Annotated in this window: 24 protein-coding genes and 1 tRNA gene; 18 read left to right on the top strand and 7 right to left on the bottom strand. The window is 60.8% G+C overall.

The window, feature by feature from the left end:
* The first annotated feature begins 148 nt into the window (after positions 1-148).
* Positions 149-224: transfer RNA gene (locus CVM73_RS28915), tRNA-Lys, on the top strand.
* Positions 225-529: 305 nt separating this feature from the next.
* On the opposite strand, the gene CVM73_RS28910 is transcribed toward CVM73_RS28915, so the two are convergent.
* Complete coding sequence (locus CVM73_RS28910; RefSeq protein ID WP_100235193.1) at positions 530-1,510, bottom strand: LysR family transcriptional regulator; 981 nt, start codon at positions 1,508-1,510, stop codon at positions 530-532.
* Positions 1,511-1,612: 102 nt separating this feature from the next.
* Here CVM73_RS28910 and CVM73_RS28905 point away from each other — a divergent pair, with 102 nt between their 5' ends.
* From CVM73_RS28905 to CVM73_RS28850, 12 genes are all read left to right on the top strand, one after another.
* Positions 1,613-2,557: a ketopantoate reductase family protein gene (locus CVM73_RS28905; RefSeq protein ID WP_100235192.1), complete on the top strand. Its 945-nt coding sequence runs from the start codon at positions 1,613-1,615 to the stop codon at positions 2,555-2,557.
* 4 nt (positions 2,558-2,561) lie between these two features.
* Positions 2,562-2,948 (top strand): VOC family protein, encoded by a 387-nt coding sequence (locus CVM73_RS28900; protein WP_100235191.1) that lies wholly within the window; start codon positions 2,562-2,564, stop codon positions 2,946-2,948.
* Positions 2,949-2,967: 19 nt separating this feature from the next.
* The gene (locus tag CVM73_RS28895) at positions 2,968-3,438 is read left to right on the top strand and encodes a MaoC family dehydratase (protein ID WP_100235190.1); all 471 of its coding nucleotides are present in this window, start codon (positions 2,968-2,970) and stop codon (positions 3,436-3,438) included.
* Entirely contained in the window at positions 3,435-4,661 is a 1,227-nt protein-coding gene (locus CVM73_RS28890) for a CaiB/BaiF CoA transferase family protein (RefSeq protein WP_100235189.1), read from the top strand. The genes CVM73_RS28895 and CVM73_RS28890 overlap by 4 nt, the downstream gene beginning before the upstream one ends.
* A gap of 3 nt (positions 4,662-4,664) precedes the next feature.
* Positions 4,665-5,492, top strand: a complete 828-nt coding sequence (gene aroE / locus CVM73_RS28885) for a shikimate dehydrogenase (RefSeq protein WP_100235188.1) — start codon at positions 4,665-4,667, stop codon at positions 5,490-5,492.
* A 6-nt stretch (positions 5,493-5,498) separates the two neighbouring features.
* Positions 5,499-6,362 carry a shikimate dehydrogenase gene (locus CVM73_RS28880; RefSeq protein WP_208639253.1) on the top strand — a complete coding sequence of 288 codons (864 nt, stop codon included), beginning with the start codon at positions 5,499-5,501 and terminating at the stop codon, positions 6,360-6,362.
* Between the two features lie 51 nt (positions 6,363-6,413).
* Complete coding sequence (locus tag CVM73_RS28875; protein ID WP_100235187.1) at positions 6,414-7,082, top strand: amino acid ABC transporter permease; 669 nt, start codon at positions 6,414-6,416, stop codon at positions 7,080-7,082.
* A 9-nt stretch (positions 7,083-7,091) separates the two neighbouring features.
* On the top strand, positions 7,092-7,748 hold the full coding sequence (locus tag CVM73_RS28870; RefSeq protein ID WP_100235186.1) for an amino acid ABC transporter permease: 657 nt from the start codon (positions 7,092-7,094) through the stop codon (positions 7,746-7,748).
* A gap of 51 nt (positions 7,749-7,799) precedes the next feature.
* A complete protein-coding gene (locus tag CVM73_RS28865) occupies positions 7,800-8,627 on the top strand; it encodes a transporter substrate-binding domain-containing protein (RefSeq protein WP_100235185.1) in 828 nt (275 codons plus the stop codon).
* Between the two features lie 62 nt (positions 8,628-8,689).
* A complete protein-coding gene (locus CVM73_RS28860; protein ID WP_100235184.1) occupies positions 8,690-9,436 on the top strand; it encodes an amino acid ABC transporter ATP-binding protein in 747 nt (248 codons plus the stop codon).
* Positions 9,437-9,449: 13 nt separating this feature from the next.
* Positions 9,450-9,905 carry a type II 3-dehydroquinate dehydratase gene (gene aroQ, locus CVM73_RS28855; protein ID WP_100235183.1) on the top strand — a complete coding sequence of 152 codons (456 nt, stop codon included), beginning with the start codon at positions 9,450-9,452 and terminating at the stop codon, positions 9,903-9,905.
* Positions 9,902-10,936, top strand: coding sequence for a Gfo/Idh/MocA family protein (locus CVM73_RS28850; RefSeq protein WP_100235182.1), 1,035 nt, complete (start codon positions 9,902-9,904; stop codon positions 10,934-10,936). The genes aroQ and CVM73_RS28850 overlap by 4 nt, the downstream gene beginning before the upstream one ends.
* A gap of 404 nt (positions 10,937-11,340) precedes the next feature.
* Here the strand turns inward: CVM73_RS28850 and CVM73_RS28845 are convergent, their stop codons facing one another.
* From CVM73_RS28845 to CVM73_RS28820, 6 genes are all read right to left on the bottom strand, one after another.
* The gene (locus tag CVM73_RS28845; protein ID WP_208639252.1) at positions 11,341-12,180 is read right to left on the bottom strand and encodes an ABC transporter ATP-binding protein; all 840 of its coding nucleotides are present in this window, start codon (positions 12,178-12,180) and stop codon (positions 11,341-11,343) included.
* Positions 12,181-12,251: 71 nt separating this feature from the next.
* Entirely contained in the window at positions 12,252-13,580 is a 1,329-nt protein-coding gene (locus CVM73_RS28840; RefSeq protein ID WP_100235180.1) for an ABC transporter substrate-binding protein, read from the bottom strand.
* A gap of 107 nt (positions 13,581-13,687) precedes the next feature.
* Positions 13,688-14,815, bottom strand: a complete 1,128-nt coding sequence (locus CVM73_RS28835; protein ID WP_100235179.1) for a branched-chain amino acid ABC transporter permease — start codon at positions 14,813-14,815, stop codon at positions 13,688-13,690.
* 15 nt (positions 14,816-14,830) lie between these two features.
* Entirely contained in the window at positions 14,831-15,760 is a 930-nt protein-coding gene (locus CVM73_RS28830) for a branched-chain amino acid ABC transporter permease (protein WP_283809954.1), read from the bottom strand.
* 9 nt (positions 15,761-15,769) lie between these two features.
* Positions 15,770-16,555, bottom strand: a complete 786-nt coding sequence (locus tag CVM73_RS28825; RefSeq protein WP_100235177.1) for an ABC transporter ATP-binding protein — start codon at positions 16,553-16,555, stop codon at positions 15,770-15,772.
* Positions 16,552-18,522, bottom strand: a complete 1,971-nt coding sequence (locus CVM73_RS28820; RefSeq protein ID WP_100235176.1) for an AMP-binding protein — start codon at positions 18,520-18,522, stop codon at positions 16,552-16,554. The genes CVM73_RS28825 and CVM73_RS28820 overlap by 4 nt, the downstream gene beginning before the upstream one ends.
* A gap of 882 nt (positions 18,523-19,404) precedes the next feature.
* Between CVM73_RS28820 and CVM73_RS28815 the strand changes: the two genes are divergently transcribed.
* The 5 genes from CVM73_RS28815 to CVM73_RS28795 all read left to right on the top strand — a co-directional run bounded on the left by CVM73_RS28815 (position 19,405) and on the right by CVM73_RS28795 (position 23,770).
* Positions 19,405-19,614, top strand: a complete 210-nt coding sequence (locus tag CVM73_RS28815; RefSeq protein ID WP_100235175.1) for a hypothetical protein — start codon at positions 19,405-19,407, stop codon at positions 19,612-19,614.
* A 98-nt stretch (positions 19,615-19,712) separates the two neighbouring features.
* Positions 19,713-20,219 carry an A24 family peptidase gene (locus tag CVM73_RS28810; protein WP_100235174.1) on the top strand — a complete coding sequence of 169 codons (507 nt, stop codon included), beginning with the start codon at positions 19,713-19,715 and terminating at the stop codon, positions 20,217-20,219.
* A gap of 1 nt (position 20,220) precedes the next feature.
* Entirely contained in the window at positions 20,221-21,189 is a 969-nt protein-coding gene (gene cpaB, locus CVM73_RS28805; RefSeq protein WP_100235173.1) for a Flp pilus assembly protein CpaB, read from the top strand.
* Positions 21,189-22,391, top strand: a complete 1,203-nt coding sequence (locus CVM73_RS28800; protein ID WP_100235172.1) for a CpaE/TadZ family protein — start codon at positions 21,189-21,191, stop codon at positions 22,389-22,391. The genes cpaB and CVM73_RS28800 overlap by 1 nt, the downstream gene beginning before the upstream one ends.
* Complete coding sequence (locus tag CVM73_RS28795) at positions 22,388-23,770, top strand: TadA family conjugal transfer-associated ATPase (protein WP_100235171.1); 1,383 nt, start codon at positions 22,388-22,390, stop codon at positions 23,768-23,770. The genes CVM73_RS28800 and CVM73_RS28795 overlap by 4 nt, the downstream gene beginning before the upstream one ends.
* The last annotated feature ends 10 nt before the right edge of the window (positions 23,771-23,780 follow it).

The following is a 23,780-nucleotide window of genomic DNA, read 5'->3' as shown; positions in this document are numbered from 1 at the left end:
CGTTGACCTTGGCGAAGCCGCTGGAATCCAGCGGCTTTTCGCATTTCCGGTCCCGTGGACGAAGCCTTGGAAAACTTGCGTCCGATCGCTTGCCAGACCCGGATCGCTTTGCTAAACGACCGGCCTCGCAAGGCATTGACCGCCTTTCGGGCGCATAGCTCAGTTGGTAGAGCAGCTGACTCTTAATCAGCGGGTCCCAGGTTCGAGCCCTGGTGCGCCCACCATTGGAAAGTCCTTATTTTCCAAACCCTTCGTCGAGAAGCCGCCGAGAACAAAATCGGTCTCGTGCGACGTTTTTTCGATTGAGGGCCTCGCGGCCAGAGTGCAGTGCGACTTCTCCTTTGTTTCGGTACCTTCACCCATTCGGTACGACGCGTAGATCCAATGATACAGGCCAATCGCGAACTGGTCGCAGAATAGGATATCAGGGCGAGCAAAACGGACAATTTGCTCTGCTTGCCACCGTAGGACATCGCTCGCCGCAGAACGAGAAACCGAATTGTCGGAGGCGTCTCCTGGACGCTCTCGACTACGACGGAAAATCGCGTGGCCTTCGCTTTTTTGTCCGACCGGAACGATGTAGACCCCGCACTTCCTGCTGTTGAAAAAGCTCGCCGCACACGCCACGCAACCATTGGCTTGCCGGATCGTGATGGAAGCGGGCGTGCCAATATTGCTTTACCGTAAAACCGGCGATCGCCAGCGGGCAATCGAGCACGCGCAGTCCGTAATAGTGAGCCAAGGTTTCGCCGATGTGCCTTGGAAGGGTGGCGATCAGGTCGGTCGTTCCGACGATTGCGGGTAACCCCAAAAAGCCGGGGAGCTCAAGCGCAACATCAAGGACTATCTGCTGCTCCTTTAGCGCGTCCGCGAGCAATTGATGTCCGGTGCCGGAGCGAATGAGGACGTGCGCCTCACGCCGGAAATCCTTTGCGGTGATGCGGTCGCGGATCCGGGCATGTCCTGCGTTCGCCAAGCAGACCCAATCCTGCGGGAAGAGTGCTTGTTGGAAGTGTCCGGCGTCGAGATCCGAGATGTAACCGAGCGCCAGATCGGCCTCGCCGGACTGCAGCATTCGTGGCGTATCGCCGCCGATCTGCGCTGCCTCGATGCGGATGCCCGGCGCAGCGCGGCGAACGTAGGCGAGTATGGCGGGAAGCAGCGTGATGTGGCTCGCATCCGTCATGCAGATGACGAAGCGGCGCTTTGCAGTCGCCGGATCAAACTCGGAGCGAAGCTCCGCCAGACGTCGCAGCATCTCCAGCGCCTGTCTGGCCGTGCCGATGAGAGCCTCCGCGCGCGGCGTCGGCAGCATCCCCTCGGCCGACCGGATGAAAAGGGGATCGTCCAGCTCCTTCCGGAGGCGCGCCAGCCAGATCGAAATGGTCGGCTGACTTTGACCGAGCTTCTCGGCTGCTTTGGTGACGCTGCCGGTGGTGAACAGGGCGTCAAAGAGCCTGAGCAGGCGCGGCTCCAAAAGGTTCGCCTCGGAGAGGTCCAGGTGCTTCATTGCGTTTCGCAATAATGGTTATAATGATCATAGCATATCCAAATACCAGGCGGCTTGCTAGCACGCTTCCAACGCCAAAATAGGCGAGGGAGAAGCGTTCGGATGAGGATCTGCTTTATCGGAGCGGGAGCCCTGGGCTCGACCATCGGTGGCGCGCTCGCGCGCGGTGGTGCCGAGGTTTGGCTGATCGATCCGTTTCAGGCTCATGTCGACGCCATCAACGCCAATGGTCTGCGGATGCTCGAAGGTGACGCCGAGACCGTTGTGAAGGTCTCTGCCTGCACCTCAGCGACCCAGGTCGGCATCGTGGCGGACCTCGTCGTCGTCCTCGTCAAATCCTATCACACGCGGGATGCGATCCGCTCGGCCTCGCCGATCATCGGGCCGCAGACGGTTGTGATGTCGCTCCAAAACGGACTTGGTCACGAGGACATCCTTTCGGAGGAAGTCGGTCGTGACCGGGTTATGGCAGGCAAGACCTACGTTGGCGGCGTGCTGCTTGGCCCTGGCCATGTTCGCTCGGGGGTCATCGGCAAGGAAACCATCATCGGCGAACTTGATGGACGTTTGACGGACCGCGCACAGCGAATTTCCGAGACGTTCAATCGTGCGGGCATTCTCACGCAGCTCAGCGACAACATCATGGGCACGATGTGGGACAAGTTGTTCATCAACGTCGCCGGAGGAGGAATCACCGCCGTGACCGGGCTGACTTACGGTGGTCTCTATTCGCTGCCGATCCTGGAAGATTGCGCGTTGGCCGCAATTTCGGAGGGTATCGCGGTCGCGCAAGCTGCCGGCGTGAAGATCTCGATTGCCGATCCGCGCCGTGCCTGGACGATGGCATCTGCTGGACTGCCGCCCGAGTTCAAGACGTCGATGTTGCAGAGCTTGCAATCCGGCAATCTGACCGAGGTCGATTACATCCACGGCTCCGTCGTGCGCTGGGGCGCCAAGCTCAACGTGCCGACCCCCGTCAATTCTACCCTCGTCGCACTGGTCAAGGGGCTCGAATACGCCCGCAGCGACTATCCAGGAAAGGCCTGAGACGATGTCGCTACCGCGGGCCTATGTCGAACATGTCGCGATCCGCGTGCCGGACGTCGATCGTCACGTCGACTTCTTTCGTAAGGTGCTTGGTCTTGCCATTCGCGACGAGCAACCCGCCGATGGTGCGCGCCCGCGTCAGGTCTGGGTGCTCGGAAGCGTGCAACTCATCGAGGATCCGCATTTTGTCGGACCGGAGGGGCGCCTCGCCCATCTCGGCATCATGGTCGACGATTACGAAGGCGTGCTCGCCCGTGCCGCGGCCTGGGGCGCCAAGGCGTTGCCGGCCGGACCGAACTGGCTCGAGCTGCCGGGCGGCCTGAACGTCGAGATATTGCAAGCCAGCGCAGGCGCCGTGGAAGCCACCCTGGCAATCAATCCCCGCGCCTAGAGTGAGAGGACGACGCGACATGACCGATGAGCGCTACTGGGACGATGCCAAGGTCGGTGACGAATGCGTCACCCCTTCGGTGACGGTCACTGAAGCCATGGTGAATGCCTATGCCGAACTGACGGGTGATTTCACGCCTGTTCATGTCGACGAGGAATACGCCAAGACCACACCATTCGGCACGCGCGTCGCGCACGGGCTGTTTGGTCTGTCGCTGGCCGACGGTCTGAAGGCCCGTGCCGACTACCGTTTCCTTCCGGGAATGTCGCTGGGCTGGACGTGGGATTTCAAGCTGCCGATCAAGCTCGGCGACACCGTGCATGTGAAGTTCCGCGTCGGTTCGATGCGCGCCACCAAGCGTGAAGGGTGGGGCATCGTGGTGTTGCCCTCGGAGCTGATCAATCAGCGCGGCGAAGTGGTGCAACTCGGCGAGCACCGGCTGATGATTCCGATGCGCCCGAAGAGCGGTGCCGCAGGAGAGCATGCATGACCGCGCAAGATCTGCCGCTCAAGGGCGTCCGCGTTATCGACTACAGCCATTTCCTGGCAGGCCCCTTCATGGGCCGTTGCCTCGCCGCGATGGGCGCGGACGTCATCAAGGTGGAGCGTCCGAAGGCAGGCGATGCGGGCCGCGCCCATGGCTATTTCAAAGACGGGCAATCCGGCTATTTCCTGCAGCAGAACATGGGGAAGCAGGGATTGTGCGTCGACCTGCGCGATAAGCGCGGTCTCGACATGATGATGAAGCTCATCGACACGGCCGATGTCTTCATCGAGAACTACCGCCCCGGCGCACTCGAGCGCCTCGGGCTCGGCTACAAGGCGCTGTCAGCCGGGAATCCCAGACTGATCTACTGCTCGGTCTCCGCCTATGGCCACACCGGCCCCTACGCCGACCGTCCAGGCTTCGGCCTGATCGCCGAAGCGATGTCGGGCGCTCTGGCGCAGCTGGGCTCCCCCGGTGAAGCGCCGCCGCTGCTGCGGATGCCGCTGGCCGACATGTATACCGGCATTCACGGCGTGGCTGCCATCAATGCCGCGCTGGTTGGCCGCGCGTCGTCTGGACGCGGCCAGCATATCGATCTCGCGCTTTACGACTGCATGGTCTCGATGCACGACTACGCGGTGCAGCGCTACTTCCTCTCCGGCGGCACCGACCTGCCGAAGCAGACCGGCAGCGGGCAGCCGGACTCGACCGTTTACGGAGTCTTTCCGGCCAGGGACGGCAATCTCGTCATCGCGGCGCAAGTCGACGATGCGTGGCGGCGATTGGCGACCCTCATCGGGGGGAACACGTTGGCGTCCGACGAACGCTTCGCCACGCCTGCTGCGCGGAACGCCCATTATGCCGAAGCCATGGACATCGTGCGCAACTGGACGCTGTCGCAGCCGTCTCGCGATGCCTGCCTTGCCGCCCTCGAGGCAGCAGGTGTGCCGTCGGCGCCCGTGCAGACCATCGAAGAGGTCGTGAAGGATCCGCAGATCCACGCGCGCGGCATGCTGGTCGAGCAGGAGCACCCCGTGCTGGGCAAGGTGACGTTGCCGAACCTGCCGTTCCGCTTCTCGGGCTGCGACACCACCGTGCGGACTCCGGCGCCACTGCTCGGCCAGGACAATCGCCGTATTGCCGGGTCGCTGGGACTGTCGGCCGAGCTCGTCGACGCCATGGTGCGCGACGGCGTCCTCTACAACGAAGCCGCCGTGCAGGAGTGACCCATGAGCGATCGTTATGCGGTCATTGGCAACCCGATCGGCTTCAGCAAATCGCCCCTCATTCACGGCGCTTTCGCCAAAATGACGGGACAGGACCTCGTCTATGAGGCGATCGAGGGGCCTCTCGATGGTTTTCGCGAGCGAGTTGATCAATTCCGGACGGAGGGCGCCAAGGGGCTGAACATCACCGCCCCGTTCAAGCTCGATGCCTTCGCTTATGCAAACGAGCTTTCGGAGAGCGCCAAACGGGCGGGTGCCGCAAACTGCCTGAAGTTCGAGGGCGATCGAGTCATTGCCGAGAATTTCGACGGGATTGGCCTCGTGCGTGACATCACCGTCAATCTCGGCGTCAAGATGGCCGGCCGGCGCGTCCTGATGCTCGGCGCTGGAGGAGCGGCGCGTGGCGCGCTGCTGCCGTTCCTGCGCGAGGAGCCGTCCGAGCTGGTTCTGGTCAATCGAACGCTGGCGAAAGCGGTGGCATTGGCCGAAGAATTTGCCGGCTGTGGTCCCCTGATGGTCAGCGGCTACGCCGAGCTGGCCGATCTCGCCGAGGGCTATGACGTCGTGGTCAACGCGACGTCGGCCAGCCTGCGGGGTGAAATGCCGCCGCTTCCGGGCAATGTCTTGCGCGGAGCCGAGCTGGCATACGAACTCGCCTACGGCAAGGGACTGACTCCGTTTTTGCAAGCGGCCCGCACCGAAGGCGTAGCCAAGCTCGCCGACGGGGTCGGCATGCTGGTCGAGCAGGCGGCGGAGGCTTTTGCCTGGTGGCGCGGCGTCAGGCCGAGCACGGCTCAGGTCATCGCCGAACTGACTGTGCCATTGAGCTGACGAACGATGGCGATCGTGCATCCCAAGCCCAGCTTTCTCGTCGGCCTCATCGGCAGCGGCATCGCGGCGTCCCGCACGCCGCCCATGCACGAAGCGGCCGCTGATGCCGCCGGCATCCGCTACCTCTACAAGAAGATCGATCTGACCGAGCTGAAACTCGGTGCCGAAGCGCTGCCGGAATTGCTCACGGCGGCAAAGCGGATGGGCTTTGACGGCTTGAACGTGACCCATCCCTGCAAGCAGGCGATCCGTCCCCTACTGGACGAGCTCTCGCCTGCCGCGCAGGCGCTTGGCGCCGTGAACACCGTGGTCATCAGGCACGGTCGAATGACCGGCCACAACACAGACTGGTTCGGCTTCGCCGAGAATTTTCGCCGCAACATGCAAGGTGCGCCGCTCGGTCGCGTTGTCCAATTCGGCGCGGGCGGCGCGGGCGCGGCGGTCGCTTTCGCGCTCATGAAGCTCGGCGCTAGGGAATTGACCATTATCGACGTCGACTTGGCCAAGGCGCAGAGTGTGGTTGACGGTTTGTCCCCTCGATTTGCGGAAGGGCGCCTGCGCGCCGGCCACGATGTTGCAGCGGCGGTCGCTGCCGCAGACGGCATTGTTAACGCGACGCCGATCGGCATGGACAAATATCCGGGCACGCCGCTGCCGACAGCCCTGCTGCGTCCTGATCTGTGGGTCGCTGAGATCGTCTACTTCCCGCTGGAAACCGCACTGCTGCGCACGGCGCGTGCCCTCGGCTGCCGCACCGTCGATGGCGGGGGCATGGCGATCTTCCAGGGCACCGAAGCATTCCGCCTGTTCACGGGCATCTCACCTGATCCAGACGTTTTCTTCGCAACTTTTGCATCCCTGGGAGGGTGACACCCGGCCGATGGGCGAGCGGCACGTACAACGCCCGAGAGGAAACGCAAGATGGGCTACACGCTCGATTTCTCGGTGGTTTGGCATGCCATGCCCGCGCTGCTGTGGGGGTGCGTGGGTACGTTGGGCCTGGCGCTTGCCGGCATGACGCTCGCGATGATGATCGGTGTCGCCGGCGTCGCGGCGCGCGACTCGAAGGCGGCGTGGTTGCGTGCTCTCGTGATCGGCTTCGTCGAGACCGTGCGCAATACGCCTTTCCTGGTGCAGATCTTCTTTCTGTTCTTCGCCCTGCCGCTCGTCGGATTGAAGCTCAATCCGACAGTCACCGCCATCATCGCTCTCGGTGTTAATGGCGGCGCCTATGCCATCGAGATCATCCGCGGCGGCGTGCAATCCATCCATAAGGGACAGGTAGAGGCCGGCTACGCGCTCGGACTGCACCAAGGGCAGGTGTTCCGGTTCATCGTGCTCAAGCCCGCGCTTCGCGCCATCTACCCCTCGCTCACGGGGCAGTTCATCATGCTGACGCTGACCTCGTCGATCTGTTCGGCGGTATCGGCCTACGAATTGACGTCGGTTGCGCAGCGCATCGAAAGCGACACATTCCGCAGCTTCGAGGTTTATTTCTCCGTCACCTTCCTCTATCTCGCGATCTCCTGGCTGTTGATGCTGGGCTTTGCGGTCATCTCTCACCGCTTCTTCTCATATCCGACGCGCTGAGGGGAGATCATGGCACCGCATTTTGGTCTTCCCGAGTTCGGCTTCCTGTTGCGTGGGCTGCAATGGACGATGCTGCTTACACTGGTCGCGTTTGCGGGCGGCTGCACGGCGGGGCTGGCTGTAGCATTGCTGCGCACCTGTGGTCACAAGGGCGTGGAATGGATCACCCGCATCTATATTGGGATATTCCAGGGCACGCCGCTGCTGCTGCAGCTTTTCGTCGTGTATTACGGATTGGCGCTAACCGGGCTGAAGCTCGACGCCTTCGTCGCGGTTGCGATCGGTTTCACCGTGAATGCCTCCGCCTTCCTTGGTGAGATTTGGCGCGGAGCGATACAGGCTGTGCCGCGCGGTCAGACCGAGGCGGCGATGGCGCTTGGACTGCACTACTCGTCCCGCATGCGCGACATCGTGCTGCCGCAGGCGATCCGCATCTCGCTGCCGGCGACAATCGGCTATCTCGTGCAGCTCATCAAGGGCACCTCGCTCGCCGCCATCGTCGGCTTCATCGAACTCGCCCGCGCCGGTCAGATCGTATCGAACCAGACCTTCCAGCCGTTGCTCGTCTTCGGTGTGGTCGGCGCAATGTACTTTATCCTCTGCTGGCCACTCTCATGGTGGGGCAGTCGGATGGAGGCCAGGCTCGCCCTGGCCAATCAAAGGTAGGAACGGCGCACCTGCTCAAAACATACAGCCATCATCAAGGAGGAGATATTCATGTTGTTTTCACTCAATCGTCGCCAGTTCGGCGTTGCCGTGCTGACGCTGGGCGCCATCGCTGTTGCAGGCGAATCGCAGGCGGGCACTCTGGAAGACGTGAAGAAGAAGGGAGTCGTCGTCATCGGCATTCAGGGCGATAATCCGCCTTGGGGCTTTGTCGATAGTTCAGGAAAGCAGGATGGGATCGATGCCGACATGGGCCGCGCCTTCGCCGAATATCTCGGCGTCAAGGCCGAGTTCGTCCCGCTGGCGGTGGCCAATCGTATTCCGGCGCTGACCACAGGCCGCGTAGACATTCTGTTCGCGACCATGGCCATGCTGCCCGAGCGCGCAAAGGCGGTGCAGTATTCCAAGCCGTATGTCGCCAACGAGATCACGCTTGTCGCGGCACAGGCAACGCCGATCAACAGCAATGCCGACATGGGCAAGTTCGTCATCGGCGTTCCGCGGTCCTCCACGCAGGATACTCAGGTGACCAACAACGCCCCGTCCGGAACCGAGATCCGTAGATTCGACGATGACGCGGCTACGATCCAGGCGCTGCTCTCTGGCCAAGTCCAGGCCGTCGGTGCGAACTTGTTTTATCCGCAGCGCCTCAACGCCGCAAAACCGGAACTGGGGTTCGAGCCAAAGCTTCACTTCACCGCTCTGTACAACGGCGCCTGCACGCGCCTGGGCGAGAAGGAGTGGAACGAGACGGCCAACAAGTTCATCGATCAGATCAAGTCGAACGGTAAGTTGGCTGCCTTCTACGCCAAATGGATGAAGGTCCCGGTCCCGGTCTTCCCGGACACCGTCCCCGGCGTTCCCTTCACCGTTCAGTAGCCCACCGCGAGCGGCCGACGCGCGATCCGCGTTGGCCGTCGCCCGATAGCGGAGCCGAATCCATGCAGGACCAGATCCTGATCGAAATGAAGGGCGTGCAGAAGTGGTACGGTGGGTACCAGGCTCTCCGCAACGTTGATCTCACCGTGCGCAGAGGTGAAAAGATCGTGCTCTGCGGTCCGTCGGGTTCGGGCAAGTCCACGCTGATCCGCTGTATCAACCGCCTGGAGGCGATCCAGCAGGGCAGTATCGTGGTGAACGGTCATCGGCTGGACGACAGCATCAAGGCGATCGATGTCGTGCGTCAGGACGTCGGCATGGTCTTTCAGAGCTTCAATCTTTTTCCGCATATGACGGTCCTGCAGAACTGCATGCTCGCGCCTATTCGCGCGCGCCGCATCAGCAAGGTCGAGGCGGAGGCGACCGCGCGAAGATATCTCGAGCGCGTCCGCATCGGTGATCAGGCCGAGAAGTATCCTGCTCAACTTTCCGGCGGTCAGCAACAGCGCGTCGCGATTGCGCGTGCGCTCTGCATGCAGCCAAAGGTAATGCTGTTTGACGAACCGACCTCGGCGCTCGATCCTGAGATGGTCAAGGAGGTGCTCGACACGATGATAGGCCTCGCCAACGACGGCATGACCATGATTTGCGTCACCCACGAGATGGGCTTTGCCCGCCAGGTTGCGGATCGTGTGATCTTCATGGCTGAAGGTCAGATCATCGAAGAAGGCGCGCCCGACGCCTTCTTCCGCAACCCACAGCACGCCCGCACCAGGCAGTTCCTTGGCGAAATCCTCGCCCATCACTGAACGGAGTACTTCCATGAGTCGTCTTGTCTACGTCCTGAACGGCCCAAATCTCAATCTGCTTGGCAAGCGCCAGCCCCACATCTACGGTCACGAGACGCTTGCGGATGTGGAGCGGGATTGTCGAGCGCTAGCCGAGGAGCTCGGCCTTCAGATTCGCTTTCATCAGTCCAATAGAGAATACGAGCTGATCGACTGGATCCACGAAGCGCGTGAGACGGCCGCCGGTATCGTGATAAATCCCGCCGCTTTCACCCATACGTCGGTCGCCATCCTTGACGCTCTAAACACGTTCGAGGGCTCCGTCATCGAGGTGCACATTTCGAACGTGCACAAACGTGAGGAATTCCGCCATCATTCATTTGTTTCCAAACGAGCGGATGGCGTCATCGCAGGCTTCGGCACCCAGGGTTATCTGCTCGGCTTGCGTCGTGTGGCCAACCTGCTTGATGAGAAGAAGGATAGCGCATGAGTGCGCCCGTTCGCCTGTCAGTGATGGGAGCGGGTCTCATCGGCAAGCGACACATCGAACACATTCTCGCCAGGCCGGAGGCGAACCTGTCGTCGATCGTCGATCCGATGCCGGCGGCCCGAGAGCTGGCGGTTTCGCTGAAGGTGGACTGGTTTTCGTCCTTTCAGGACATGCTGTCCGAAAATCGGCCGGAGGGCGTGATTGTCGCCACTCCCAATCAGATGCACGTGGCCAACGGCATGGATTGTATCGCTGCCGGCATCCCGGCGCTCATCGAGAAGCCGCTAGCGGATGACGTCGTCGCCGCGCGGACCCTGGTCGAAGCCTCCGAGCGGGCGTGCGTGCCGCTGCTCACCGGCCATCATCGCCGCCACAACCCGATGATCCAGCGCGCCAAGGCGGAGATCGACAGCGGCCGGCTCGGCCAGATCGCGTCGGTGCATGGCATGTTCTGGCTGATCAAGCCGGACGAATATTTCGATGTGGCCTGGCGTCGCGAAAAAGGGGCGGGGCCGGTTTTCCTGAATCTCATCCACGATGTCGACCTGCTGCGCTACCTGTGTGGGGATATCGTCGCGGTGCAAGCTGCGCAATCCAGTCGGCTGCGTGGAAATGCCGTTGAAGAGACAGCGGTGATCATCCTGCACTTCGCCTCGGGCGCACTGGGAACGGTCAATGTCTCCGACACCATCCAATCGCCTTGGAGCTGGGAATTCACGGCTGGTGAGAATCCGGCCTACAGTCATACGCAGGAGAGCTGCTACCAGATCGGCGGTACGAGAGCATCGCTGGCTATTCCGCAACTCGATCTATGGCATCACCCGAGCAAGGCCAGCTGGTGGGCGCCGATCGAGCACGAGCGCCTGAGGTATGGGAAGGAAGACCCGCTTGGCCTCCAGATTGCCAATTTCTGTGGAGTTATCCGCGGTACGGCCGCGCCTGTGGTGAGCGGGCGCGAAGGGCTGAGAACCCTGGGAGTAATCGACGCGGTTAAACGCGCAGCGGAAACCGGAGATCTCGTGTCGGTTTGAAACTGGAAAGCACAGGCGTCAACGCCGGAGTATCGAGGTTATCGCGCACTCGACATTCGGCGGACGATCAAGGCCCCGCTAATAGGAAGTGCAACGAAGCACTATGATCGTGCGACGAATGCCGATTTTCGGTCAGATAAGCCCGGTGGTACGACCGGCAAGTCATTGATTGTTCTCAACCCGTGGCTGACTCTTAATCAGCGAGTCCCAGGTTCGAGCCCTGGTGCGCCCACCATATAAATCAAGCACTTACGGCCAGCGACGGAAGCGACAGGCCGGGCAGCGGCTGTTCGACGCCTACAGGCCAATCTTGGCTGGCTACAGCTCACGACGTCGCGAATTTGAACCTGCCGGATTGCAGGTACATCAACTCCCGATCAACAGGGTCGATCCGGCGTCGTCTCCTAACCGAGCCAGCGTTTGCGCCGCTTGTAGTGCTTCACGTCGCGGAATGATCTCCGCTTGTCACCGGCGACGCCAAGGTAGAACTCCTTGACGTCTTCATTCGAAGCGAGCGTTCGTGCCTCGCCGTCCATGACCACGCGGCCGTTTTCGAGGATATAGCCGTGGCTCGCATATCTGAGCGCCATATTTGTGTTCTGCTCGGCGAGCAGAAACGAGACGCCTTCCTTGACATTGAGGTCCTTCACGATCTCGAAAATCTCCTCGACGATCCGCGGCGCGAGGCCCATCGAAGGCTCATCGAGCAGGATCATCTTCGGACGCGACATCAGCGCGCGCCCAATCACGCACATCTGTTGTTCGCCGCCCGAGGTATAGCCGGCGGTGGAGCCGCGCCGCTCCGCGAGGCGGGGAAAATAGGCATAGACCCGCTCGAGATCCTGCGCGATTGCCGACTTGCCATCCCTGCGGGTAAAGGCGCCGGTCAGGAGATTTTCTTCGACGGTAAGATGAGCGAAGGCACGCCGTCCTTCCATCACTTGAATGCAGCCGCGCCGCACCAGATCGTTTGGCGACAGCGACTTCACCTCGACGCCATCGAACAGAATCGAACCTTTGGTGACTTCGCCGCGCTCTGCATGCAACAGGTTGGAGATCGCCTTCAGAGTCGTTGTCTTGCCGGCACCATTGGCGCCCAGAAGCGCGACAATATGGCCCCGTGGGACCTCTAGCGATACGCCTTTCAATACGAGGATGACGTGATCGTAGACGACCTCGATATTGTTTACCGACAGGACCAGAGCTGCCGCTTCCCTCGCGTTGGCGACCTTGGGGATTGACACACGCAGACCTTTCAAAGTGGCGGCCGCAATCCGGGATCAGGAAAACCTGTTCCCGGATCGCTCACATCTGCTCAACTTTCTTTCGCGCAGTCGCGCGGCTGGATCTTCTTGTCCGCGGCATACTTCCCGGAAACGTCGGCAACGAGCGGATCGATCAGCGATTCATCAGCCGTGTACCAATCGGAGATGATCTTCCAGCTCCTGCCGTCCCACTGCTGAACGCGCCCGTCGCGCGTGCCCTCGTGGTCGGAGCAGGAAATCCTGATCGACTTCAACATCCCCTCGAAACCCAGCTCCTTGATCCGCGCATCGGAAAGGTTGAGATTCTCCAGGCCCCAACGGACTTGCTCACCTGTCAACGGTTTCTGGCCGAACTTTTCCTGCGCCTTGCGGATCGCCTCCACGCCAAGCATGGCATTCACCATGCCGCGGTTGTAGAGAACTTCCCCGACCTTGCCAGGCTCCGTTGAACCTTTGCCCTTTGCGTAGACGTACTTCTCTATGTCCGCATGCACGGGGAATTTGCCTGCGCCATGCTGAAGCATGAGCGATTTATAACCTATGGCCTGATCGCCTGCAGGGGTCACATCGGGCTCTGCGCCCGACCACCAAACACCAATCATCTTGTCGCGCGGATAGGCAACGGCCGCCGCTTCCTTGACGGCCGTGCTGTTCATGACGCCCCAGCCCCAGACCAAAACATAGTCTGGCCGATTCTGGCGGATCGCGAGCCATTGCGACTTCTGTTCGACCCCGGGGTGCGTGACCGGGATCGGCGTAAACTCAAAGCCGTATTTCTGTGCCAACACCTGCAACATCGGGATCGGCTCCTTGCCGTACGGGCTGTCGTGATACAGCAACGAAATCTTCCTGCCTTTCAGTTTGTCGATGCCGCCGAGTTCCCTGGCGACGTGCTGGATCGCGATATCGGCCGCGGACCAGTAAGTGCCGAGCAACGGAAAGTTGTACGCGAACACCGCGCCGTTCTTGGAATCGGCACGGCCGTACCCCATCGTGATGATCGGGATCTTGTCCGCAGCGGTCTTTTCGGTGAGGGCGAAGGTGATGCCGGTCGACAGAGGATTGATGAAGGCCGCGCCGGTCGGCCCCTTGCTCTTGAGACGCTCGTAACACTCAACGCCCTTGTCGGTCGCGTAACTGGTCTCGCATTCCTCGACCAGAAGCTTGACGCCGTTGATACCGCCGTCGCGCTCATTGACGAGGTTATAGTAGTCGGCAACGCCGTTTGCGTATGGTGCGCCATTCACAGCGTAGGGGCCTGTCCGGTAGGACAGAATTGGGATGAACTGTTCGTTTTGCGCTGTGGCCGGTGCGGAAAATACCGCGCCCGAGACGATGGCCGCCGCCAACATCACTAAGTCGCGTGCAATGTTTGACATGTTGATAATCTCCTTCTTGAGCCCCTCTTCTTAGTCCGGGGGATTTGTTTCCTTCCTCCTTTGCCATTGGCCGCCATCCGCATTGCGATCTAGGCGCGATCGCTCCTTCAATAAGGAAACGGCCAAAGCCTGAGCTTCTCCTTGCATATGGATATCAGCCGGGCGAACCCATGGGGTTCCTTGATGAGAAGATAGCAGATCAACGATCCGAAGATGATGAATTCGAGGTGCGTAATCGTCTCCGTCGAAAGTGGGACGCCGAGCTCGGTTGGAATCAGGTTCAGCATGATCGGCACAATGAGGATGAAGGCCGCCCCGACGAACGAACCCATGATCGATCCGAGCCCGCCGATGATGACCATGAATAGAAGCTGCAGCGAACGGTCGATCGAGAACGCGAGCGGCTCCCATGAACCCAGATAGACGAACGCCCAGAGTGCGCCGGCCACGCCGATGATGAAGGAAGAGACTGCAAAAGCCGTCAGCTTTGCATAGAGTGGGCGGATCCCGATCAGCTCGGCAGCGATATCCATGTCGCGGATTGCCATCCACTGTCTGCCGAGATTGCCGCGAACAAGGTTCTTCGCCAGGAACGCGATCACGGTGACGAAGGTCAGGCACAACAGATAGCGCTCGACCGGCGTTTGAACGACCGCACCGAAGAAATTCAGCTCTGGTGCATTGACAGACCCTGACGGGGCGTAATTGGTAAACCATGGAACCCGTAGGAATACCCAGTCGAAGAAGAACTGCGCCGCGAGTGTTGCAACCGCCAGATAGAGGCCCTTGATTCGCAGGCTGGGAATGCCGAAGAGAATTCCGCAACCCGCCGCCGCGAGCCCTCCGAGCAAAATGGAAGCCAATACCGGCAACGGCGGGATCGAGATCGCGAAGCCAAGCCAGGCAAGCGGAATATGAACGCCGGTCCCCAATTTGTATGCGGAATAGGCGCCGATGGCCATGAACGCGCCGCTGCCGAGCGAGATCTGGCCGCAGTAGCCGACGAGAATGTTTGTGCCGATTGCGGCGAGTGCGAGGACCAGGAAGGGTAGCAGAATCGCCCACAGCAGGTAGTCACGGCCGAAAGGCCAGATATGGAAAGTGGCGAGCAGCGGCACGCCGATGAAAGCGATGCCGAGCAAGATGCCGAGCCCAATACGGTCCTGACGGATCGGAAAGATCGCCATGTCCTGTGCGTAGGCCGTCTTGAATTGGCCAGTCTCGCGATAGAGCACAATGAACTCCTTGCCTCAGATGCGCTCGATGATCCGTTCGCCGAACAGCCCCTGCGGCCGCACAAGCAGCACCGCCAACGCCAGCACGTAAGCAAACCAATATTCGATGCCGCCACCGATGGACGGCCCCAGGAACACCTCGGCGATCTTCTCGCCCGCCCCCACAATGAGGCCGCCGGCGATGGCTCCTGGAATCGACGTAAGGCCGCCAATGATCAGAACGGGCAGGGCCTTCAGCGCGAGAAACGTAATGGAAAACTGTACGCCTAGCTTGGTACCCCACACGGTCGCCGCGACCAGCGCAACGAGACCGGCAACCAGCCAGACCACGAACCAGATCCAACTGATCGGAATCCCGACCGAATGCGCGGCCAAGTGGTCGTCGGCCACAGCCCTGAGTGCGCGACCGGTCTTGGTCCACTGGAAGAAGAGAGCAAGGCCGGCGACCAGAATGCCTGCGATCAAGGCACCCCAGACATCCAGCTTGTTGATCAGAATTCCACCCGGGAAGAGACTCTCAAACAAAAACCAGGCGTCCGTCGGGAATAGCCGCAATGGATAAACATCCGACCCGAAGATCATCTCCGCTGCGCCCTCGAGGACGAATGTCACGCCGATTGTGGACATGAACAGCGTGAGTGCGTCTTGGTTGACAAGAGGTCCGATCACGAACCGCTCGATCAGCCAGGCCGTCATCGCCATGATCGCAGCAGCAAAACCGATGCCGAGGACGACCGCAGCCCAATACGGAAAGCCGTTGGCAATCAGTAGATCGAGGGCGCGAACCAGCGCCAGTCCTGCAAGCAGTACCATTGCGCCCTGGGCAAAATTGAAGACGCCGGACGCCTTGAAGATCAGTACGAAGCCGAGCGCGACCAGCGAATACAGTACGCCGGACATCAAGCCGCCGATCAGGACCTCAAGAAACTGACCCAATGCGATCACGAATCCTCCTCAGTGCGCAACGCCAAGATAGGCGTCGAGGACGGCCTGGTTCTTCTTCACCTCGTCCGGCGTGCCGTCGGCGATCTTTACGCCATGATCGAGCACCGCCACGCGATGCGAGAGATCCATGACAACAGCCATGTCATGCTCGATCAGCGCGATCGTCGTGCCGTAATGATTATTCACGTCGATGATGAACCGCGACATGTCCTCCTTCTCCTCGAGATTCATGCCGGCCATCGGCTCGTCGAGGAGGAGAAGGTCGGGCTCCATCGCAAGGGCGCGTCCAAGTTCGACGCGCTTCTGCAAGCCGTACGGCAAACGCGCAACCGGCACCTTGCGGATCGCCTCGATCTCCAGAAAATCGATAATCTCTTCGACCCGGTGCCGGTGCTCGACCTCCTCTGCCAGCGCAGGGCCATAACGCAGGATCTGCCACAACAGGCCGCGGCGCACCTTCAAGGTGCGGCCAGCCATGATGTTGTCGAGCGCGCTCATTCCCTTGAACAGGGCAACGTTCTGAAACGTGCGCGCGATGCCGCCGCGGGCCGCTTCGAATGGCTGCATTTTGGTTCGGGTGCGGCCCTTGAAGGTGATGGCGCCATGATCAGGATGATAGAAACCGTTGATGACATTCAACATCGAGGTCTTGCCGGCGCCGTTAGGGCCGATGATGGCGCGTATTTCGCCCTTTCGGATGTTGAACGAAACGTCCCTCAGCGCCCTGACGCCGCCGAAGCTCAGCGCCACGCCGTCGATTTGAAGCAGGATTTCGTTCGTGTCGGGCGCTCTCATGCGGCCTTCCCCAGGGCTTCCGCCGTACCAATTACTTGCAGGTCGTGGATCTTTACCTGTGCTGCGATCGCGCCCTTGCGGCCATCCTCAAAAGTGACCTCGGTGGAAATATCGGCTTCATGCGAGCCGTTGTAGAGCGCGGTGACCAGTGGCGCATAGCGGTCGCTAATGAACCGACGACGCACCTTCTGCGTCCGGGTCAATTCGCCATCGTCTGCGTCGAGTTCCTTATGCAGAATGAGAAAGCGGCGAATCTGAGCGCCCGCAAGCACCTTCTCCTTGGCAAGCGAGCGGTTCACCTCGTCAATATCATTCGCCACCATGTCGTAGACCAACGGATGCCCGGCGAGCTCCTGATAGGAACCGTATGCGACGTTGTTACGCTCCGCCCAATTTGCGACGGCAACCGGGTCGATATTGACCATGGCGCAAACGAACTCCCTGGAGTCGCCGTAAACGACCGCTTCCTTGATGTTGGGAAAGAACTTCAGCTTGTTTTCAAGATACTTCGGCGCAAACATCGTGCCGTCAGCCAGCCTGCCGACATCTTTTGCACGATCGATGATCTTCAGATGTCCAGTCTTCTCGTCGAAGAAGCCCGCATCACCAGTCTTGACGTAACCATCGGACGTCATCGCCTCCGCGGTCTTGGCCTGATCCTTGAAGTATCCGACGAACATGCCGGGGGAGCGGAACTGCACTTCGCCCGATTCTGCAATGCGGAGGTCGACGTTTGGCGCTGCCGGGCCGACCGTATCGGAATAGATCTCGCCATCAGGCTGGCACGTCACATAAAGGAACGCTTCGGTCTGACCGTAGAGTTGCTTCAGGTTTAGTCCGATCGAGCGGTAGAACGCGAATAGCTCCGGACCGATGGCTTCGCCTGCAGTATACGCGACACGCACACGAGACAGGCCAAGGACATTCTTGAGAGGCTCGTAGACCAGCAAGCGCCCGAGCAGATAGAGCAGCCGGCCTGACAGCGGCACCGGCTTTCCAGTCAGGATCGACTCGCCATACCGACGCGCGATGCCAAGAAAGTAGTTGAACATTCGACGCTTGATGGGCGCAGCGTCTTCCATGCGGATCATCACCCGCGTCAGCATGGCCTCGAAACCGCGCGGCGGCGCAAAATAGAAGGTCGGTCCGATCTCACGCCGATCCTGCTCGATCGTTTCACCACTCTCGGGACACGCCATGCAGAATCCGGCGACAAGACCTTGCACATAGTTGAGGTAATGATCACCCACCCAAGCCAGCGGCAAATAGGCGAACACCACGTCTTGGTGGGTCAGCCGGTCGAATTTGACGGTATCCGTCGCGGCATCAATGCAGCCCCGCGTCGACAGCACGACGCCCTTTGACGCGCCGGTCGTTCCGGAAGTGTAGAGGATGATTGCGATGTCAGAACCGTCGCCCTGCCGGATGAATTCATCGATCCGTCCACCAAGCGCCGCGTCGGCCGCAAGCGCTGCGCGGCCGTCTTCGATGACATCGCCGATCGCCATCAACCGGCCGTGATCGTAGTCGTCGAGCCCGCGCGTCTCGTCATAGACAATCGTTTCGAGATGCGGCACCCGATCGGATACTGACAAGACCTTGTCGACCTGTTCCTGATCTTGCGCTGCGACAAGCTTTGCCTCAGCGTGAGCGAGAACAAAAGCAAGCTCGTCGGCTATTGCATCCGAGTAAACCGGAACCGGAATCGCGCGCAGCGCCTGCGCCGCCATGACGGTCCAATAGAGCTTTGGCCGATTGGAACCGACGACGGCGATCTTGTCTCCTGGCTGAACTCCGAGTCGATGTAAGCCCGCTGCATAAGCGCGCACGATCTCGGCCACTTGGGCCCAGGTCCACGTCTGCCAGATGCCAAGATCCTTGTGCCGGAATGCCGGACGCGCACGGAACCGCGCGGCATTGCGCAGAAGCAATCTGGGGAACGTGTCGAACGATCCACCACCGGCCATGTCGGTCTCGATCCCAAAACCGGCGCGTTGGTTCGCACCTGCTTGGTGACACCGCCTCCTTTTCTAGAAAGCAGCCATGCGAGTTCCGCACGTTGCGACATTACAACGGATCGAAAGTCCTACAAGCCCCAGCTTGGTAGATCCGGTTGCTTGGGCCGGCACGCACGATGGAGCCTCTGGCTCGAGTTGCCAATGTCCGTTGTGGTTCTGGGGACTGAATCAGTCCCGATGTTGCAGCGCGAAGGAGCCGCTCGTAGAGCGTGCGCCATTCCGACGGTGTGCAATCCTGTTGTCCTCTCAGTACAGGGCGGAGATCGTGTCCCGTGGCGTGGTGTAACTGACAGCAGGCCACGGGACACGATCCGAGCATCACATGACGAGACCACAGGCCGGTTCGAAACGGGCCGCGCGGCGCCAATCGTTCCAGGTTGCATCCGCACCTTACTCCGCCTCGACCGCATCGGAGGACAAGCGCCGTGGTGCTGAACCGCGCTTCGGTCAGATCGTGCACTGCGCCGAGACCGGGCCTTTACGTTTGCGGTCAAGCAAATCTGCGCGCCTATGAATTAAATAAATGCAGTGCAGCATTAATAGAGCTGCCGTGGAGAGAAATCGCACGATCCGCTGCGCGGCTTGAATGCCGCACTATCCTCTAAATCTCGGTCGATTGGTGGTTAATTTACGCATCCAATTGTAATACAATGCGATTTTATCGATCGCCCGTAAAATTTAAATCGTCCGAGGCCGGAAAATTAAAGCCGGCCGCATATTAAATATTGACTAGAGATAATATTTAATAAAGAGTTTATGAGGTGGCGGGCGGTTATCGTCCGCAGCCGCCAAGGGTGTCTGAAGCTTCGTCTCGAAAGAAAGGGTTTCCCTATGTTGCAATATTACATCAAGACCACCGACGCCTTGAAGCGCCTGCGTGCCGACCAGGAGGGCGTGGTGTCGTTCGAGTACATCATCGTCGCGGTTTGCATCATCGGCGCAGTGTCAGCTGTGTTCGGCATTGGAGCCGGCGGTGCAATCGGAACGGCGCTGACGGGCGGCATCGCCGCGATCACCACCGCTTTCACCGCGGCAGTTTGATCCGGCCATCTGGCACCAGAGGGGGGCATCGGAATGTGTCCCCCTCTCGAATCTTCTCTCTCCATTTTTGGTGTGCCTTCCACCTCTTTGAGGCATGCATGAGCTGGGTTTCTTACATCACCGCGATACTGGAAATCCTGTTGTTGCTGCTTGTTGCAATGCAGGATGTCGCGACCCGCTTGATCCGAAATGACGTCTGTTTCGTGCTGGCGCTGCTCGGGATTGCCGGTCAGCTTGCCGGCCCGATGCAACTCGTCGAGTCCCTCATCGCCGCGACGATCCTGTTCTTGCTGCTGTTCGCGCTCTACCAGAGCGGTGGGATTGGCGGGGGCGACGTCAAGTTGCTGGTGGCTTTGGCCATTGGTCTGCCGCCGACGGGCTTGATTCAGCTGTTGACGGTAACCTCGCTGATGGGGGGCGTTCTTGCCCTGGTCCATCTGGTGATGCGCGCCCTGCCATATCCGAGGTTGGCGCCGGTCGGATCGTCGCTCGCGCGCCGTGTCTACGCGATCGAGCGTTGGCGCCACGTGCGACACGCGCCCCTGCCTTACGGCGTGGCCATAGCGTGCGGTGGCATCTGGACCGTCTTAAGCAGAGGATTTTGACATGTCATCAGCGTTGCGCCTCTCAATCATCCTGGTGCTTTTGCTCGCAACCACCGCATTCGGGTTGATCGCCTACAACATGAACCTGCCGAAACAGGTTCCGGTAGCGGTCGCAGAGCAAGGGCCGGCGCCTCCCACGACTGTCGGGTATTTCGTCGCGGCTCGCCCACTGTCGAAAGGTACGTTGGCCCGCGAAGAAGATTTCACGGTGCGCTCGGTGTCGCCTGAGCGCCTTCCTGCAGGGGCGATCCTAGAAACACCCGACTCGAGGGCCGGACTTCCCGGCTCTCTGATCCGCAAGTTCGTCGACGCCGGCAGTCCGATCACCTTGCAGGACGTATTGCGACCTCGAGATCGGGGTTTCCTGGCCAGCGTCCTGGCACCGGATAGCCGTGCAATCAGCATCAAGGTGGACGAGGAGTCCGGCGTGTCGGGGCTGATCAGGCCGGGCGATCATGTCGATGTCTTGTTGACCCAGGTGTTCGAGAAGGCAGATCCCGCGCGCCGGGCCTTGAGCGAAACCGTTCTGGGCAACGTTCGAGTCATCGCGGTTGACCAGGAAATCATGCAGGGCGGCCGAACCGTAGGCTCGATGGCGGGCTCGGTGGCCGGCAAGCAAGGACAGACCGTGTCGTTGGAGCTCGCGCCAGACCAGGTCAAGAAGATCACGGTCGCACGGCAGCTCGGAACGCTCTCCCTGGCGGTACGGGCAGCAGTCGAGCAGTGGGATACGGCGGACACCGGCGCCATGTCCAGCTGCGATGTGTCGCCGGAAATCGCCCGCCAGAATGCGATTGCCGGCCGGACTGCAGCGGTCGTCGTTCATTCCGGTGGTCAGATAAAGCAATACTCGGTCAGGAAACAGGAGTCGGCCGACGGCGACACTCTGTTCAACTGCGACGGGTCGGAAGTATCCCGCCGCGGGGCGACGATGGTGGTTCAGGCAGGCAAATTGCTGGAGAAACGTTGATGAGCGTCAACATAGCGGCCGTCAATACGCCTGAAGAAGCGACATCAGTCGTCGCGCGCAATCGAATCGTCTGCTTCGTAAATGACGAGCTGAGTGCTGCGGCTCTGCGCAAGGGCCTCGAAGGCAGCAACATTTCGATCAAGCGTGGCACGATCCGCAATGCCATCCGGATGCTCGAGACGGACAGCGAACTATCCGCCTTGGTGACGGACATCAGCGGAATCGATGATCCATTTGCCGAACTGGAGAGGCTGGCCGGCGTCTGCCCGCCCGATGTCCGGGTGGCCCTGATCGGTGAAAGCAGGGAGATCACCTTCTACCGCCAGCTCATGGAGCTCGGTCTGATCGAGTACCTGCCGAGGCCGATCACGCGGGACATGGTGCTGGACCAGCTGCGCCCAAAGCTGCTTGGCGAGGGTACACCCGGTGCGGCCGACCGAGGCGGGCATGTGATCTCGATCTGTGGCGCGCAGGGCGGTGCCGGCGCCACGAGCATCGCCATCAACCTCGCGCTGCAACTGGCCGAGACCACGAAGGCCAAGGTCGCGCTGCTCGACCTTCATCTTCAAGGCGGCGAAACGGCCGTGATGTTGGGCGTTCGGCCCGGACCAGGCCTGCGCATCGCTTTGGAGAACCCGATGCGGGCGGACACGCTGTTCCTCGAGCGCGCCGCAATCGCAGTCAACGAGCGGGTTAGCCTGATTTCCGCCGATGAGGACCTCGATGCTCAGCTCGACATCACCGAAGCGGGCGTGAGGCACGTCCTTGGTCTGCTCCGCCAACGATTCAATTACGTCGTCGTCGATGTCCCGGTCCCGTTTCCGCCGTCCATCCATCCGGTGATCTCTCTTTCTCGGCACGTGTTGGTGCTGCTGGAGGCCGAGGTGACCGGACTTCGCAATGCTCATGCACTGCGGACCGCCGTCACCAACATTGCCGGCAGGGATCGGGTCTTTACCTTGCTAAACCGTGCCAATCGTCCCGGCGGCCTTCCCAGGGCCGCGGTGGTCAAGGCGTTGGGGACAGAGCCGGACATGGTCGTACCCGATCTTGGGAAGGGGATGACCCAGGCGGTCAATCTCGGAATTCCAGCGCTGAAGCACGTATCAGGACTGCGACGCCATCTCGCGCCGATCGTACGGGAGATCACGGGGCTCGGCGTCGAGCGGAAGGGTCGGCTGAGGAGGCTGCTCGGGCTATGAGAAAGTTCGGTAGGCGCGACGACGAAACGTCGGTTCGATTGCCTGCATTGACGCCAAGCTTGGCTGCATCGACGCCAAGCGTGCCGTCATCAGTGTCAAGGCGCGACGAACCTTCGATTGAGCGGCCAGTGATGCCGGCTTCGCTGCGCGAACGCGTCATCGAGCAGATCGAGCCATCGGTGGCCGCAACTGTCTCGCGTGAGGTCCTGCGGCGGCAGATCGAGGAAATCATCCACGGAATAGCCAATGAGGAACGGCTCGAGCTGTCGGGCCGCGAGCAGCTTCAACTGGCGGATGAGATTGCGGACGACATGACCGGCTACGGGCCGCTGCGTCCGCTTCTGCTCGATCAGTCGATCAACGACATCATGATCAACGGACCGAGCAACGTATATGTCGAGCGAGCCGGCAAGCTGGAGCGGATCGCGGTGCGTTTCCGCGACAACGATCACATCGCGTCGGTGGCCCAGAAGATTGCCGCGCAAGTTGGGCGGCGCATCGATGAATCCAGTCCGATGGTGGATTGCCGCTTGCCCGATGGCAGCCGGGTCAACATCATCTTCCCGCCGCTGGCGATCCATAGCCCCTGCATTTCGATCCGGAAATTTCCGAGCCGCCGCTTGGATATCGCCGCAATGGTCGAAAACGGCTCGATGACCGCAGCCATCGGACAATTGCTGGAGATCGCCGCCCGGTGTCGGCTCAACGTACTGGTCTCCGGCGGCACCGGGTCCGGCAAGACGACGCTGCTCAACGCCATGAGCCAGTTCATCGATCACAGCGAGCGCGTCGTCACCATCGAGGATGCGGCAGAGTTGCAGCTTCAGCAGCCGCACGTGATCAGCCTGGAGACCCGGCCTCCCAGCCTCGAAGGCACGGGGCAGGTGACACAGCGCGATCTCTTGTGGAATGCGCTGCGCATGCGGCCCGACCGGATCGTCGTGGGCGAGGTGCGCGGCGCCGAGGCGTTTGACATGCTGCAGGCGATGAACACCGGCCATGATGGCTCGATCTCCACGGTCCATGCCAATAGCGCCCGCGATGCCCTGACCCGCATCGAGAACATGGTGCAGATGGGGCAGGTGAATCTGCCATCGCGGGCCATTCGAGCTCAGATCGTCGCTGCGCTGGATCTCATCGTGCAAGTCGAACGCATGCGCGATGGACAACGTCGCATTGTCCAGATCAGCGAGGTGATGGGGTTGGAAGCGGATGTGATCACCACCAATGACGTCGCAGCCTTCGAGTACCAGGAGGAGGATGAGCACGGCCGGATCTCGGGCACCTACAGGGCCACCCCTGCAGTCCCGAAATTCAAAAGCCGTCTTGTCTATTTCGGGCTTGATCGCGCTTGGGCCGAGGCTATGAGGCAAATATGATACCTGAGTC

The organism is Bradyrhizobium forestalis, assembly GCF_002795245.1.
Lineage (GTDB): Bacteria > Pseudomonadota > Alphaproteobacteria > Rhizobiales > Xanthobacteraceae > Bradyrhizobium > Bradyrhizobium forestalis.
Note: the sequence above shows the minus strand (reverse complement) of the source record. Positions and strands in the feature narration are given on the sequence as shown.